The following is a 15,201-nucleotide window of genomic DNA, read 5'->3' as shown; positions in this document are numbered from 1 at the left end:
GCAGCCAGATCGGCTAATAAGTGGGCTTAGTGTTCAATCTGATCACTACAGGACCCGTAATGACGCCGCCGCCACTCTCGGCAACTGCTGCGCGCATCGTTCGCAGATTCGTTTCGAAAACATCTTTGTCAGCGTCAATTTGATCCAACAGGGAGGTGAACACCGCCAAAGAGTCGGCATTCTCAAAAGTCTTCGAACTTGGGTGAAAGGAGCTGCCGGCCCCCTCTACTGCTAATCGTCCCGATGCGAGATTCAGCAGTGCAGTCACATCCAGCTTTTGACCGACGGCTGCATCCCCTTTGACGTCCAGCGCATAACCGACATCGTTGATTTGTGTAGCCCCATGAAACAACTCATGAATCAGGCCATCGGCGATGACATCATGATTCAAGCCAGTGGCACAGAATTGCCGATTGATATTGGGTACAGAAATATGGATGAACGTTTGATCTGTTCGACTGCCCGCCTTCTTCCATTCTTTATAGGCATCCAGATCAAACTCGGCGATGGCGTTTGAATCTTTATGCGGATCCAGGAAAATATTGCTGACGGAAAAACCCGCAAAATCCGCCCTGACTAATCGCAGTGCGTTTACCACATTGTCCACCGCTACCGTCGAATCATCTCCCATCAGCAACTTGATCAGGCTCTCGCGTGAAGACTTATAGGCCGGCTGAGCGATCACATTCAGTGCGTTGTCGATCTTTTGCTGCATTCGCGGCAGGCTCTTTGGAACGATTTTTCGGGTAAATAAAATGGATGAAGTCCTCACCGCACGCGGAAACCGACCGGCAGCTGCGAGTCGGAAACTGCTCAGTTGCGGCCCCCATGGTCTACCCAGCCGATCAAGCGCATACCATTGAGAATGCTTGCGCATTGCAAACACCGTATAGGAACGTCCGCTGATGCCTGTCGGATGCCAAGTACCATGACCAGTCAGCAAGGGCTCGCTTGTACGCGCCAGACTCACGCCTTTTGCTACGCCATGCAATGTGTCCAGTTGAGACCTTGCCAGACCGAGAAGCTCCAGCGTGGACCTGCTGAAACGCAGGAGGCCGTTATGAACGAACTTTCCGACGCCATACAGCGCCGTGGGTACACCATCCACTGGATTCAAAAGTGAAACAGATGATGTGACTACCAGTTTAGTCAGGCGCGCCGCTTTGTTCACAGTCGATATTGATTTGGCCGAGATGCTCAGAGCTTTTGCACCCGCGCCATAAACGGCACCGCCCAATGAAATAGCGTCCATCATGCACCCGTATATACCGTCTACCACCCGATTGTGTTCGCCACTTGATATGTCCTCGATGCACTTTTTGAATGGCACAACCAAATCGACAAAATAAGTCGCAATTCTTTCGCCTTTCTCGCGCTCTTTCTCGAGTTCGGTCTGCTCAGAGGCGGCTATTAGCACCTCTTCGAATTTGACAATAGGATGATGGGCAATAATAAATTCAGCCAAGCGAGAAAGTTGCGGATTACTGAAATTCTTGAAAGGACTCTTTTCCACCTTTGCCGGATTTGCCACCGCAACGAGTTCACCCAGTTTCTCTGGGACTGCCCTCCCGTCGCCCTTGGTTTTAGCGGGTTCGCCATGCAGATATTTGTGCAAGTCGATTTTCAGATGTTCTTTCAAGACGGGTTTGGCAAAGCCTTTAGGGTCGCCACTGAAGTCAAGCCTAGCGGGTTCCTGAAAGTAGCCTGTCTTGGCCAGGTATTTCCCTAGCCAATTGTTCTTTTTCAGCTCGCCGCGCAAGGTGAATAGTTCATAAGCGATAAGATCATTGCCATTCCTGACGCACATCAACAGCCCAAAGCGCCCGGTTACCGCATCTCTGACCTCACGGGTTTCAACCTTCCTTTCGTGGTGATAAGGAGGAATGAACGGAGCAGAAATTTTTTCCGTGTAGAGAAAGGCTGCGTCATTGCGAAAAGTAAAGAAGGTAACTTTTTCGCTCAGGAATGCCTGTAGATCCTCGTTGGGCATGCTGGAAATCGCGTGTTTCACGGTCGCAATCAACGATTGATTAATACGTCCCGTATACGCACGCACCTGCTGTTGGAACTCCTCATTAACAGAACGCAGACGTCGTAGCCGGGGAAACTCTTGATGGATGCTCTTTACCGAAGGATCATAGTATTTGGTCGGTGTATAACCCGTCTGACTGGCGAGCAAGTCCGGCGTGTTTGAAAAGCTGGAATCAGGAAATACTTCACGTCGATCCCACTCGCCGCCTGCGAGGTCACCCGACATATGCAACTCAACCATCGATGTCGCAGTCGGAGACGCATAAAGCCCTGGACGCTGATAGAGCACCTTCTCTTCCAGAAAATCACACAACGGCGCTGCATCTTCCAACGCCTCTTTGGCAATCAAGCGCCTGCTGGGAAGCGCTCCCGTACGCAATACGAAATTGTCCGCGAACATCTGGAAGGTCGACACTGCCCGCTCTGTGGTGGCTTTTTCGTTGCTCGTCAATTCAGCAGAAGTCACGACACCATTTATCAATGCCCAATCGACCATCGGGTCGATCATTGCTAGCTCACGCAGTTGCCGATGAGCTTCAGTCACGGGTTCCAGTTCGGCATAGGCGAGGATTTGCTTATAGGTCAACACCCGCGAGGCGCCCTGTCTAACCGAATCCACGAGCTTGACCGCGCGACAATAATTCAACCATTCAACCGACCCCATCATCAACGAAGATGGGATCCCCTTGACTTGAAGCTCTGGAGCAATACCCGCCAACAACAGGTGCAGCGCAACAGGCGCCAAAGAGGATGTCACCGAACGATCGGCGATGAGAACAGCCTCCAGCTCCTTGCAAAGGATCGAAGGGTGGCGATTAACATTCTCCGGCGCATAAAGCGCCCTGCCACTGATTACCTTGCGCGACTGGACAACCCCGATGGACGGATCAATATCGAGCAACAGTGCAGTCACCAATAACGAAGCGAGATCGTCTTTTAAAGGTGTTTCGCCTGGCTGTGAGCCAAACCACTGCAACTTTTCAAGAAAAGAGCTTGCCAGCTCCACACTGAATGAATGACCAACCACATGGCCCATCCATTCAGAAGTATTTTGCGGGGTTATGCCTGGCTGCCTTGTCCTGGCATGCAACACGTCCAGCAGCTTCTCGCCCGGGCTGAGTAACTGCCTGGTTGCTAGACGGATGGCCTCACAATGTTCGGCAGACAACGAAAAAAATGAATGGTCATCCGAATCAAGTTGCCCCCAATAATTCCCCAGCCCGCCCACGGGTGGATCGAACTTGAAATAGCTGATCAAATTTTCCGTCTGCTCCTTGTTTTTCGGAACTGGCAGATCATGAAAAGTGAACCATTGGTCGAGCGGGAGATCCAGATCGGCCCATATGTAACCTCTTGTCGCCTCGGCCAGATTCGAAATTTCTATCAATGTAGAAATTGTCGGAGCACTTAGATCAAAATACCCCTTAGCTGTCAGATTGACCCAACCTACCCTCCCACGAACTTCCAACCCTCCGCTAGCTGTAACACGTATTAGACCGTTATGATCACTTGCTTCTTCCCTATAAAGTGCATGTATTACCGGCCCCGTTGTGAGCAATTGATTAAGAAGCATCTTGCCCGGATTATACAACTCGTATAACGACGACCCTGCTTGCAGCTCCACTTCATATGCGGACCAACTAACGGCCTGACCCTCAGAATATTTGTTCAGCGCCAACTCCATCTGAGCCAGTACAACCTGGCGCTCGACAGCATCAATCGTGGATTTTTGTACGTCTTCGGAAACGTTAGTATTTGATGCTTTAAAAATCTTGCCATGTGTATCAACCATTATCGAAAACCTCATCAAGTTAAACTAGCCGACCATTTCAGCTTGATGAGCGTTCTACCAACTTAAACCATCCCTCTCCACAGGTAAAATATTAAACAGTATTGCCAACACTTACTCCGAAGAAACTACGCCCCCCCATCAATCCATTAAACCCCACTCGCCGGAACTTATATCTCGTGTATTGTCTGTTTCACCAGCAAGCTTCATCCGCAACTTTAGATTATTCACCGAATCTGCATTATCCAAAGCCTCCTGCGCACTGATCACACCTTCCGCAACCAACGCAAACAGCGCCGCGTCGAATGTCTGCATACCCAGTTCAGTTGATTTTTCCATTATCGGTTTAAGCTCTTCGAACTGACCACGCCGCACCAGATCAGCAATGGTCGGCGTACCCAACAACACCTCGACAGCAGCCCTTCGTTGGCCATCGACAGTGCGCACCAAGCGCTGCGAGATAAATGCTTTCAGATTATTGCCCAGCGTCTGCAACAACTGCGGCCGGCGCTCTTCAGGGAACATATTGATAATCCGCTCCAGCGCCTGATTGGCATTAATGGCATGCAACGTCGAGAGCACCAGATGCCCGGTATCGGCAAATGCCAAGGCATGTTCCATGGTTTCGCGGTCACGGATTTCGCCGATCAGCACCACGTCCGGCGCCTGACGCAGGGTGTTTTTCAGAGCGGCGTGGAAACTGCGGGTATCGACCCCGACTTCCCGTTGATTGATGATCGAACGCTGGTGGCGATGGATGTACTCGATCGGATCCTCGATGGTGATGATGTGCCCGCTGCTGTGGCGGTTGCGGTGGTCTATCAGTGCGGCCAGCGACGTCGATTTCCCCGAATCGGTGGCGCCGACAAAAAGGATCAGCCCTTGCTTGAGCATGACGGTGTCGAGCAGTACCGCTGGCAGCTTCAGATCGGCAAACCGCGGGATATCGAGTTTGACGTTGCGTATGACGATCGATACATCGTTGCGCTGTTTGAAGATGTTCACGCGAAAGCGGCCGATGCCCGTTCGCGAAATCGCCAGGTTCATTTCCAGATCCCGGTCGAACTCCCGTCGTTGCTCGGCGTCCATCAGGGAGGCAGCCATGGCGGCGGTTTCTCCGCTCTTGAACGGACGCTCGCTCAGCGCCGTGAGCACGCCGTCGAAACGCGCACTGGGCGGTGCTCCCGTGGACAGGAACAAGTCCGAACCGTTTTTATTGGACAAAACTGACAACAGTGCATCGATTTCCATGGCAAAAAGCACCCGCGAAGCATTCAATGAATAGACAATGGCCTGCGTCTGGCGCAGCTCAACTGCAACAATGATAGACGTCGCCTCACCGAACCACGCTCAGGACTGATGTAATGAATGCTGTACCGAACACCGACGACGCGCAGGCACTGATCGCCCGCACCGACTGGAGCCGCAGCCCGCTGGGCGCTGCCGGCAGCTGGCCGCAAAGCCTGCGCACCGCGGTGGACATCGTGATTCACTCGCCAATGCCGATGCTGTTGTTGTGGGGCCCGCAACTCACGCAGATCTACAACAATGGCTTCGCCCTGCTCGCCGGCCACAAGCATCCGCACGCTTTCGGACAGCCTGCGCATCAGATCTGGCCGGAACTTCGCGACTTTACCGACCCGATTTACAGCGCCGTCCTACAAGGTCAGGTACGCACCTACAGCGAAAGACGCTTCACCCTGCGACGGGACGGCCAAGAGTCCGACTTCTGGCTGGATCTGACCTACAGCCCGATCCGTGATGAAACCGCGCAAGTCGCCGGAATTCTGGTCACCGCCATCGAAACCAACGAACGCCGCCGCATCGCTCTGGAACTGCAGCGACGTTCCGAGGAAAGCCTCAAGGCCCAACGGGAAACCGAGGAACGTCTACAACTGGCCCTGGCCGCGACCGATGCCGTCGGCACTTGGGATTGGGACATCGGCGAAGACCGCTTTATCGCCGATGCGCATTTCGCCCAATTGCATGGCGTCGATCCCGGCCTCGCCGGCCGGTTGCCGATCAGCGATTACCTGCAAGGCGTGCACCCGGAAGACCGCGCGATGATTGCGCGCAGCATCAAGCACTGCATCACCCACGGCACCGAATACGCTGAGGAATATCGCCTGTTACAGGCTGACGGCGAAGTACGCTGGGTGTTCGCTCGCGGGCGGTGCTACAAGGATCACCATGGCCGGCCCATGCGTTTCCTCGGGGCGGCGCTGGATCTGACCGAGCGCAAACACACCGAACAGGCGTTACGCCAGAGTCAGACCGAACTGCAACTGATCATCAACGCCATGCCGATTTTGATCAGTTATGTCGACTGTGAAGAGCGCTTTCGCCTGAACAACGCGGCCTATCTCGACTGGTACGGGCTCACGCCGCAGGAACTCTACGGGCGCACGATTCGTGAAGTCATCGGTGAAGAAGCCTATTTCCTGCGCCTGCCTTACATTGCCGAGGCGCTGGCCGGCAGGCCCTGTTCATTCAGCCTGTACACCCCGCACCGCGATGGCAGCAATCGCCACGCGCTGATGAATTACTTACCGCGTTACGCCGCCGACGGCGCGATCAGTGGTTTCTATATTTTTGTAATCGACGAGACCGAGCGCAAGAAAACCGAAGAGGCCTTGCGCAATCTCAACGAAACCCTGGAAGAGCGGGTCAGCGCCCGCACCGAACAATTGGCCCAAGCCAACCAGCGCTTACAGAACGAGATGTTCGAACGCGAGCGCGCCGAAGATGCCCTGCGCCACGCGCAGAAGATGGAGGCTGTCGGCCAGCTCACCGGCGGTATCGCCCACGACTTCAACAACATGCTCACCGGGATCATCGGCAGTCTCGATCTGATGCAGCGCTACATTGCCAATGGCCGGGCCGACGAGATCGGTCGTTTTACCGAAGCGGCCGTGTCATCGGCCAACCGTGCGGCGGCGCTGACCCATCGTTTGCTGGCGTTTTCTCGGCGCCAGTCGCTGGATCGCAAAACCCTCAACGTCAATGAACTGGTGCATTCGCTGGAAGACCTTATCCGCCGCACCAAAGGCGATCCGATCGAGCTCACCCTGCGTCTGGCCGAGAATGTGTGGCCAGTCAGCACCGACGTCAGCCAACTGGAAAATGCCCTGCTCAACCTGGTCATCAATGCCCGCGATGCGATGCCCGAGGGTGGTGAATTGCTGATCGAAACGGCCAACGTCTATCTCGACGGCAGCGACATCACCACGCTCGAACCGGTCAAGGCCGGCGATTACCTGATGCTGGCAGTCAGCGACAACGGCACCGGCATGACGCCCTCCGTGCGTTCCAAGGCATTTGACCCGTTCTTCACCACCAAGCCTATCGGCCAGGGCACCGGGCTGGGGCTGTCGATGATTTATGGTTTTGCCCAGCAGTCGGGTGGTCATGTCAGCCTCGACAGCCTGCCGGGCCAAGGCACGTGTGTACGCTTGTACTTGCCGCGCTTGTATCGCGTCGAACCGGAACGGCCAGCCGTCGTGGCCGTTGAACAACCGTCGGCGACGGCGACCGGTGAAACCGTGATGGTGGTTGAGGATGACCCGGCGGTGCGCATGCTGGTGCTCGATCTGCTCAGGGAGTTGGGTTACCAAGCCTACGAAGCCGAAGATGCCAAGACCGCCCTGCCCTTGCTGGAGTCCGACCTACGCGTGGACCTGCTGGTCACCGACGTCGGCCTGCCCGGCATGAATGGCCGGCAACTGGCGGAAATCGCCCGTCAGCATCGACCGGGGCTCAAGGTGCTGTTCATGACCGGTTATGCGCAAAAAGCCGCCGAGCGTCAGGGTTTTCTCGAGGATGGCATGGACATGGTCGCCAAACCGTTTGCCATCGAGTTGCTGGCCAGCAAGATCCGCACGATGCTCAGCCAAACCCCGTGACTTGAGGCATAATCCGCGCCCCGCCGTCACCCCGTTATCAGGTACCGCACGATGAAAGCCCAAGCCCGCCACATTCTGGTGAAAACTGCCGAAGAGGCCGAACAGCTCAAGCAACGCATCGCCAAGGGCGAAGCGTTCGATGTGCTGGCGAAGAAATTTTCGACCTGCCCGTCCGGCAAGCGCGGCGGCGATCTGGGTGAAGTGCGGCCGGGGCAGATGGTTGGCGCGATTGATGCGGTGATTTTCAAGAAACCATTGCGCACTGTGCATGGGCCGATCAAGAGCAAGTTCGGGTATCACCTGGTGCAGGTGTTTTACCGCGATTGAAGGCTTGGTTTCAGGGCCCCTTCGCGAGCAAGCTCGCTCCCACATTTGGCATGCACTTCCCTGTGGGAGTGAGCCTGCTCGCGAATCGATTGCGCAGCAAGCGGCCATTCAAGCCTGTTTCGGAATCAATGCCCCCGGCACCTGAATCACTCGGCTGGCCAGCAAGTGCCCGGCCTCGGCAGCCTCCGCCGGACTCCCGCCCAACAATCGACTGGCCAGATACGCCGCACTGAACGAATCCCCCGCCGCCGTGGTGTCCACCACCTTCGCGACTTTCTGCGCCGGCACTTCAAATGCCTCACCATCACAGCAAATCAGGCACGCCTCGGCCCCGCGCTTGAGCACCATTTCCGGCGTGCCGAATTGCGCATAAGCGGCAAACACCGCCGCGCAATCGGCGAAACCGAACAGCGCCTGTTCGTCATCCACCGTCAACAACGCCAGATCAATGTAGGGCAACACACTGCGATAGGCCGCGCGCGCCTCCTCTACCGAGGCCCACAGGCGTGGCCGGTAATTGTTGTCGAAGACGATGCGCGCATCCCGCTGCCGCGCTTCGATCAGGGTCTGGATCAGCTTTTCCCGGCCCAACGCACCGAGCACGGCGAGGGTGATACCGCTGAAATACAGCACATCGTAATCCGGCAACGCCGCCAGAATCGGCGCGGCGGCCGGCGTGGTGAAGCAGTCGCGAACCGCCGCCTCGTTGCGCCAGTAAAGGAAACGACGCTCGCCGTTGGCGTCAGTCTGAATGCAATACAAGCCCGGCAAGCGACCCGGCAGACGCTGCACCAAATCCAGGCCGATGCCTTCGCTGGTCCATATCCGGCACATCGCGTCGCTGAAACTGTCATCTCCCAACGCGGTGACGTAATCGACCTGTGCCTTGTCGCCCATCGCGCGGGACAGGTACACCGCCGTGTTCAGGGTGTCGCCGCCGAAGCTCTGCTGCAGGCTGCCGTCGGCGCGTTGCTGCAGTTCGATCATGCATTCGCCGATCAGGGCGATGCGCGGGGTGTTTGGGCCGAGGGGGCTGAGGGTGTTCATTTTGTGCTGTCTCTGTTGATACGCGGGTGTCTGGACTGGCGCCTTCGCGAGCAAGCTCGCTCCCACAATTTGGAGTGCATTCCCCTGTGGGAGCGAGCTTGCTCGCGAAGGCCGCGACTCGGTCTCAAGCCTTAGAAACAAGTCTCCATGCTCTCGATCACCGAAAGTTCTTCATCTACCAGCAACCCCACACGCCACTTGTCGAACGTCAGGCACGGGTGCGAAGTACCAAAGGAAATGATGTCGCCCACGCGCAACTCAACGCCCGGTGCCACCGTCATGAATGCATGCTGATCCATCACCGCCGTGACCTTGCACGCGCCTACATCCTCGCCCACCGCTGGCACAACATCGGCCTTGTAGCGCAGCAACGGCACCGGCAAACCGGCATCGAACGCAACATCACGTTTGCCCAGTGCGATCACCGCAAAACCCGGCTCTGGCAACGACTGCACGTGCGCCCAGACTTCCAGCGCCGGACGCAAGCCTTCGTGCAGATCACTGCGGCGGTCGAGCACGCAGCACTGCGCCTCTTTGTAGATGCCATGGTCATGCGCCACGTAACTGCCCGGACGCAACACGCTGAGAAAACGCCCGGCGGCGTTCTGCGCTTCGAACGACTCGGCAATCAGGTCGTACCACGCCGAACCCGAGGCGGTGATGATCGGTTTGGCAATCGCAAATGCCCCGCTGTTTTGCAACTGCACCGCCAGACGCACCAAGGACGCGGCAAATTCACGAATACCGCTGACGGCATGATCGCCGTGAATCACCCCTTCGTAACCTTCAATGCCAGTCAGGGCCAGCGCCGGTTGTGCGTTGATGGCTTTGGCCAGCTCGATGACTTCCTGCTCGCTGCGGCAACCACAACGGCCGCCGACCACGCCGTATTCGATCATCACATTGAGCTTCACCCCGCGCGAGGCGAAGTAGGCACCGAGATCGGCAACGTTGTCCGGGTGATCGACCATGCAATAGAAATCGAAGGTCAGATCGGCCAGCAGATCGGCAATCAGCGCCATGTTCGGTGTGCCGACCAATTGGTTGGCCATCAGCACGCGGCGTACGCCGTGGGCATAAGCGGCACGGGTCTGGGTGGCGCTGGCGAGGGTAATGCCCCAGGCGCCGGCGTCGAGCTGACGTTTGAACAGCGCCGGGGTCATGCTGGTTTTGCCGTGGGGCGCGAGTTCCGCGCCGCTGTCGCTGACAAACTTCTGCATCCAGCGGATGTTGTGCTCCAGCGCCTCGCGATGCAGCACCAGCGCCGGCAGACTGACGTCACGCGTCAGGTGCGCGCCGAGGGCGGCGTCACCTTTTTCCCCAGCAGTATTGATGGCAGTCGTCATGGTCGAGCTCCTCACTTTTGCGGCCGCAGACAGCCGCGGTTATTCGTTGATGCGCCGGGCGAGGCTGTTGGCGCTCTCGATCAGAACCCGGCGATAGTCGTTGTAATTGTTCTTCGCATCGGCCCGTGGAGCGACGATGCACAGGGTGCAGATCGCTACGCCGTAAGGGTCTTTGACCGGGGCGGCGAAGCAATGGGTGAAGGTGTCGGCGACGCTGTCGAAGGAGAAAAACCCATCGATGCCGGCCTGACGGATCTCCGCCAGAAAACGCTCCAGCGGCAGGCGCTCGCCGTCGGGCAGGATGTAATCGTCTTCGTCGATCAGGTCGATGATTTGCTGGTCGCTCAAGTGCGCGAGCAGCAAGCGACCGGAAGCCGTCCACGGAATGGGGGCGTTTTCACCGATGTCGGAGGAAATGCGGAAATGCCGCTCGCCCTCCTTCATCAACGCCACCGTGTATTTGCGCCCGTTGAGCAGGCACATCTGCGCGGTTTCATGGGTTTGGCTGACGATCTCCTGCAAGGCGTGATCGGCCTCGCGGCTGAGGTCGAAATGACGCAGATGCGCCTGGCCGAGGAAGTACAACTGCCGGCCCAGGTAGACATGACCGTCCTTGCCCACCGGTTCCAGAATCCGCCGCTCCAGCAACGAGGCGACCAGTTCGTAGACCGTGGATTTCGGGCTGCCGATGCCGTTGGCGATGTCATTCGGACGCAGCGGCTGGCCGATCTCCTTGAGGAAATCGAGGATATCGAACGCCCGGTCCAGACCACGGGCCCGGCGTTTGATGGTGTCTTCGGTCATTTCAGTGGTTCCCATTCAAAGTCGCCGGATGGTAACTGGCCCTTGGTGTTGTGTCAGTTGGATTGCTGCCCTCACCCCCCGCCCTCTCCCAGAGGGAGAGGGAGCCTGACCGTATCGATGCACATGTTGTGGTCATTTGCCAAAATCTGCATCGACAGCGATCAGTCCCCTCTCCCAGAGAGAAAGAGCCTGACCTTATCGATGTAAATGTAAGCGTCATACGCAAAATCCGCATCGATACAGATCAGTCCCCTCTCCCTTGGGAGAGGGTTAGGGTGAGGGGCTGCGGCCTAAGCAACGCAGCAATTTTCAGACCTTTTTCTTGTAGGCGATGCAATCGATCTCGACCTTGCAATCAACCATCATGCTCGCCTGCACACACGCCCGCGCCGGTGCGTGCTCAGGTTTGAAATACTCGCCGAAGACCTTGTTGAAACTACTGAAATCACGCGGATCGTCCAGCCACACACCGGCACGCACGACATCTTCCAGGCCATAACCGGCCTCTTCGAGAATCGCGATCAGGTTCTTCATGGTCTGGTGAGTCTGCTCGACGATGCCGCCAACGATAATCTCGCCATCCACCGCCGGCACCTGGCCGGACACATGCAGCCAGCCATCCGCTTCAACGGCGCGAGCGAAGGGACGGGGCTGGCCGCCAGCGGCGGTGCTGCCGGTGCCGTATCGAGTAATGCTCATGGGTGTTTCTCCTGATTACAAAGCGAAAAATTAAAACCGCGTGCTTTTCAGAAACTCAGCCAGACGCGGCGATTGCGGGCGTTCGAACAGCTCCTTGGGAGGCCCCTGCTCTTCGATTCGCCCCTGATTCATGAAAACGATTTTGTCCGAGACCTCGAAGGCAAAACGCATTTCGTGGGTCACCAGCAGCATGGTCATGCCGTCTTCGGCGAGGCCCTTGATCACGTTGAGCACTTCGCCGACCAGCTCCGGGTCGAGCGCCGAAGTCACTTCGTCGAACAGCATCAGACTCGGGTTCATCGCAATCGCCCGGGCAATGGCCACGCGCTGCTGCTGACCGCCGGACAACTGACCGGGAAAGTGATTGCGCCGCTCCAGCAGGCCAACGCGCTCAAGCCATTTTTCGGCGAGCACCACGGCTTCGTCCTTGTGCATCTTCTTCACCTTGAGCAGGCCCAGGGTGACGTTCTGCAACGCGGTCAGGTGCGGGAACAGATTGAATTGCTGGAAGGCCATGCCGGTCATCGCACGATGACGGGCGATGACTTTTTCCGCGTGTCTGATGCGCTTGCCATTGACTTCGTCATAACCGATGGATTCGCCGTCAAGCAGGATCTGTCCGCCTTGGAACTCTTCGAGCATGTTCACGCAACGCAGCAGCGTGGTCTTGCCCGAACCGCTGGAGCCGATCAGCGTCACCACGTTGCCGCGCTGCATGCTCAGATCGACACCCTTGAGCACTTCGACTGCGCCGTACTGTTTATGCAGGCCACGGATGTCCAGCAACGCCTGATTCTGTGGGGAAACTTGAGCTTGAGTCATGGCAGGGCCACCCGTTTTTCAATGTGCCGGCCGAGTAATTCGATGCCGTAGTTGATGACGAAGAACAGAAAACCGGCGAACAGGTAGAACTCCAGGGTCATGAAGTTTCGGGCGATGATCTGTTGGGTGCTGAGTAGCAATTCGGCGACGCCGATCACCGAGAGCAAGGTCGAAGCCTTGACGATTTCGGTGGACGAGTTGACCCACGTCGGCAGGATTTGCCGCAAAGCCTGAGGCAACAACACGTAGCCGAGGGATTGGTAGAACGTCAGGCCGATGGCCTGGCTCGCTTCCATCTGCCCGCGCGGCAACGCTTGCAGCGCACCGCGAACAATCTCGGCAACGTGAGAGCCACAGAACAGCGTCAGCCCCAAGGCCCCGGCCTGAAATGCGCTGATCTGCCAGCCCAGCGCCGGCGCCATATAGAAGCAGGCCAGCACCAATACAAACACCGGCGTGCCGCGAATCAGGTCGACGTAGAAACGAAACGGTGCGCGCATCCAGAACTTGCCGTAAGTCAGCACCAGCCCGGCAACCACGCCAAGCATCGTGCCGAGCAGAATCGCCAGTGCCGACACCTGCACACTGGTCAGAAAGCCCTGCCACAGCGGCTCGCGCGCCACCCACAATTCATGCAACCAACTGGGAGATTCGTACATCGCAGCCTCCTATCGGCGGATCGCCAGACGCTGCTCCAGGTATCGCAGCAGCATGGCAATGAGGTAACAGGCCGCGACATACAACGCCGTGGTCACCAGCCAGGTTTCGATCACCCGGTAGCTTTCGACGTTGATCTTGCGCGCGTAATAGGTCAGCTCCGGCACCGCAATCGCGGCGGCCAGCGAAGTGTCCTTGAACAGCGAAATGAAGTTGTTCGACAGCGCCGGCAAGACGTTGCGCAGCATCACCGGAACAGTGACGTAGGCCTTGACCTGCCACTCGCCGAGACCGATGGCCAGCCCGGCTTCGCGCTGCCCTTTGGGGATACTCAACAACCCGCCACGGAAGACTTCGGTCAGGTACGCCCCGGCATACAGCGACAGGGTGATGATGAACGAGGGAATCTTGTCCAGCCGAATGCCGAGACTCGGCAATGCAAAGTAGATCAACAGAATCAACACCAGAATCGGCGTGTTACGCACCACCGTGACGTACACCGAGGCCAGCACTCGCAAGGCGCGATGCTTGGAGAGCAAGGCAAACGCCATCAGCAGGCCGATCACGCAGCCGATGGCGATCGACACCAAGGCCAGTTCAAGACCCAGACCGAGCCCCGCCAGCAAGGTGTCGAAATCGCGCCAGACGGCGGCAAAGTTCAACTGATAGTTCATGGTCAGCAGTACCTTGAGCGGGGCGACGGCAATCGCCCCACTCTCACGGGATCATTTGAATTCGACTGGGAAACCGATCGCAGGCGACGGCAGATCTACACCAAACCATTGTTTGAACGACGCCGCGTAAGTCGGGAATTCAACGCCGGTCATGGCTTCATGCAGCGCGGTGTTGACGAAGTTCAGCCAGTCCTGATCGCCGCGTTTCACCGCACATGCGTAGGTTTGCGGGCTCCACGCATAGCTTGGGCTGCGGTAGCGGCCAGGATTCTGCACCATCAGGTACTTGACCGAAGACTGGTCAGTGGCGGCGGCGTCGGCGCGGCCGGAGTTCACGGCTTGGTACATCAGGTCGACGCTGTCGTACTGATCGACCTTGGCTTTCGGCAGGGCCTGATGCACCAGCTCTTCCGCGTACACGTTCTGCAGCACGGCCACGGTGACGCTGTCACCAGCGGCTTGCAGATCTTCGATTTCCTTGTACTTGCTGTTGTTCGGCAACAGCAGGCCAACGCCTTCGCGGTAGTACGGCAGGGTGAACGCGACTTGCTGCGCACGGCTGGCGGTAACGGTAATGAACTGACAGCTCATATCGACCTTGTCGGTGAGCAGATTGGGAATCCGCGCATCGGACGACTGCACCACAAACTCGACTTTGCTCGGGTCGTTGAACAGCCCCTTGGCGACGATTCTGGCGATGTCGATATCAAAGCCCTGCAACTTGCCGTCCGCGCCCTGAAAGTGCCACGGCGCATTGGTACTGCCGGTGCCGACAATCAATTTGCCACGGGCCAGAACACTGTCGAGCTTGCTGTCGGCTGCCTGGGCCATACCCATGACAGCGGACGAAGCCGCAAGAACGAAAACACACGTTTTGAACAACGAAGGACGGCGATGCATGGCAAGCACTCCAGAATTGTGTTTATTCCGCTATACCGGAACACGGTTTGTTACTACGGAATAGACAGCAGAAAGTGTGCCATAGCTTTGGCAATAAAACTCAGGTCTTCGGAAACATTAATCGGTTCAACGAGTTAGCCCGCGGATCTGCGCGCGGCTATTGCCAGTAGAGGTTTGACCTTCGCTACTGATGGCAACCGATT

General features: G+C 57.3%; 12 protein-coding genes. 2 read left to right on the top strand and 10 right to left on the bottom strand.

The window, feature by feature from the left end; translation table 11 throughout:
* Positions 1-13: 13 nt before the first annotated feature.
* A complete protein-coding gene (locus tag ACZZ0G_RS24955) occupies positions 14-3,823 on the bottom strand; it encodes a hypothetical protein (RefSeq protein WP_463557922.1) in 3,810 nt (1,269 codons plus the stop codon).
* A 138-nt stretch (positions 3,824-3,961) separates the two neighbouring features.
* A complete protein-coding gene (locus tag ACZZ0G_RS24950; protein ID WP_463557921.1) occupies positions 3,962-5,071 on the bottom strand; it encodes a PilT/PilU family type 4a pilus ATPase in 1,110 nt (369 codons plus the stop codon).
* Between the two features lie 113 nt (positions 5,072-5,184).
* Between ACZZ0G_RS24950 and ACZZ0G_RS24945 the strand changes: the two genes are divergently transcribed.
* Positions 5,185-7,722: a hybrid sensor histidine kinase/response regulator gene (locus ACZZ0G_RS24945; RefSeq protein WP_463557920.1), complete on the top strand. Its 2,538-nt coding sequence runs from the start codon at positions 5,185-5,187 to the stop codon at positions 7,720-7,722.
* Between the two features lie 51 nt (positions 7,723-7,773).
* Positions 7,774-8,049: a peptidylprolyl isomerase gene (locus ACZZ0G_RS24940; RefSeq protein WP_007912322.1), complete on the top strand. Its 276-nt coding sequence runs from the start codon at positions 7,774-7,776 to the stop codon at positions 8,047-8,049.
* 108 nt (positions 8,050-8,157) lie between these two features.
* Here the strand turns inward: ACZZ0G_RS24940 and ACZZ0G_RS24935 are convergent, their stop codons facing one another.
* The 8 genes from ACZZ0G_RS24935 to ACZZ0G_RS24900 form a co-directional block, all read right to left on the bottom strand.
* Positions 8,158-9,096, bottom strand: coding sequence for a sugar kinase (locus tag ACZZ0G_RS24935; protein WP_463557918.1), 939 nt, complete (start codon positions 9,094-9,096; stop codon positions 8,158-8,160).
* Between the two features lie 131 nt (positions 9,097-9,227).
* Positions 9,228-10,442, bottom strand: coding sequence for an amino acid deaminase (locus tag ACZZ0G_RS24930; RefSeq protein ID WP_463557917.1), 1,215 nt, complete (start codon positions 10,440-10,442; stop codon positions 9,228-9,230).
* A gap of 39 nt (positions 10,443-10,481) precedes the next feature.
* Positions 10,482-11,246 carry an IclR family transcriptional regulator gene (locus tag ACZZ0G_RS24925; RefSeq protein ID WP_401388672.1) on the bottom strand — a complete coding sequence of 255 codons (765 nt, stop codon included), beginning with the start codon at positions 11,244-11,246 and terminating at the stop codon, positions 10,482-10,484.
* Between the two features lie 309 nt (positions 11,247-11,555).
* A complete protein-coding gene (locus ACZZ0G_RS24920) occupies positions 11,556-11,945 on the bottom strand; it encodes a RidA family protein (RefSeq protein ID WP_016984340.1) in 390 nt (129 codons plus the stop codon).
* Positions 11,946-11,975: 30 nt separating this feature from the next.
* Positions 11,976-12,767: an amino acid ABC transporter ATP-binding protein gene (locus ACZZ0G_RS24915; protein ID WP_463557916.1), complete on the bottom strand. Its 792-nt coding sequence runs from the start codon at positions 12,765-12,767 to the stop codon at positions 11,976-11,978.
* A complete protein-coding gene (locus ACZZ0G_RS24910) occupies positions 12,764-13,426 on the bottom strand; it encodes an amino acid ABC transporter permease (RefSeq protein ID WP_008078016.1) in 663 nt (220 codons plus the stop codon). The genes ACZZ0G_RS24915 and ACZZ0G_RS24910 overlap by 4 nt, the downstream gene beginning before the upstream one ends.
* Positions 13,427-13,435: 9 nt before the next feature.
* Positions 13,436-14,098: an amino acid ABC transporter permease gene (locus ACZZ0G_RS24905; RefSeq protein WP_003225455.1), complete on the bottom strand. Its 663-nt coding sequence runs from the start codon at positions 14,096-14,098 to the stop codon at positions 13,436-13,438.
* A 51-nt stretch (positions 14,099-14,149) separates the two neighbouring features.
* Complete coding sequence (locus ACZZ0G_RS24900) at positions 14,150-14,998, bottom strand: transporter substrate-binding domain-containing protein (RefSeq protein WP_463557915.1); 849 nt, start codon at positions 14,996-14,998, stop codon at positions 14,150-14,152.
* Positions 14,999-15,201: the final 203 nt, after the last annotated feature.

The organism is Pseudomonas sp. AC169 (assembly GCF_979258515.1).
Note: the sequence above shows the minus strand (reverse complement) of the source record. Positions and strands in the feature narration are given on the sequence as shown.

Bases quoted from the DNA above. Each gene is read 5' to 3' on its own strand.
- ACZZ0G_RS24910 (WP_008078016.1), bottom strand. From the start codon at position 13,426: ATGTACGAATCTCCCAGTTGGTTGCATGAATTGTGGGTGGCGCGCGAG.
- ACZZ0G_RS24925 (WP_401388672.1), bottom strand. From the start codon at position 11,246: ATGACCGAAGACACCATCAAACGCCGGGCCCGTGGTCTGGACCGGGCG.
- ACZZ0G_RS24930 (WP_463557917.1), bottom strand. From the start codon at position 10,442: ATGACGACTGCCATCAATACTGCTGGGGAAAAAGGTGACGCCGCCCTC.
- ACZZ0G_RS24920 (WP_016984340.1), bottom strand. From the start codon at position 11,945: ATGAGCATTACTCGATACGGCACCGGCAGCACCGCCGCTGGCGGCCAG.
- ACZZ0G_RS24915 (WP_463557916.1), bottom strand. From the start codon at position 12,767: ATGACTCAAGCTCAAGTTTCCCCACAGAATCAGGCGTTGCTGGACATC.
- ACZZ0G_RS24955 (WP_463557922.1), bottom strand. From the start codon at position 3,823: ATGGTTGATACACATGGCAAGATTTTTAAAGCATCAAATACTAACGTT.
- ACZZ0G_RS24950 (WP_463557921.1), bottom strand. From the start codon at position 5,071: ATGGAAATCGATGCACTGTTGTCAGTTTTGTCCAATAAAAACGGTTCG.
- ACZZ0G_RS24945 (WP_463557920.1), top strand. From the start codon at position 5,185: ATGAATGCTGTACCGAACACCGACGACGCGCAGGCACTGATCGCCCGC.
- ACZZ0G_RS24935 (WP_463557918.1), bottom strand. From the start codon at position 9,096: ATGAACACCCTCAGCCCCCTCGGCCCAAACACCCCGCGCATCGCCCTG.
- ACZZ0G_RS24940 (WP_007912322.1), top strand. From the start codon at position 7,774: ATGAAAGCCCAAGCCCGCCACATTCTGGTGAAAACTGCCGAAGAGGCC.
- ACZZ0G_RS24900 (WP_463557915.1), bottom strand. From the start codon at position 14,998: ATGCATCGCCGTCCTTCGTTGTTCAAAACGTGTGTTTTCGTTCTTGCG.
- ACZZ0G_RS24905 (WP_003225455.1), bottom strand. From the start codon at position 14,098: ATGAACTATCAGTTGAACTTTGCCGCCGTCTGGCGCGATTTCGACACC.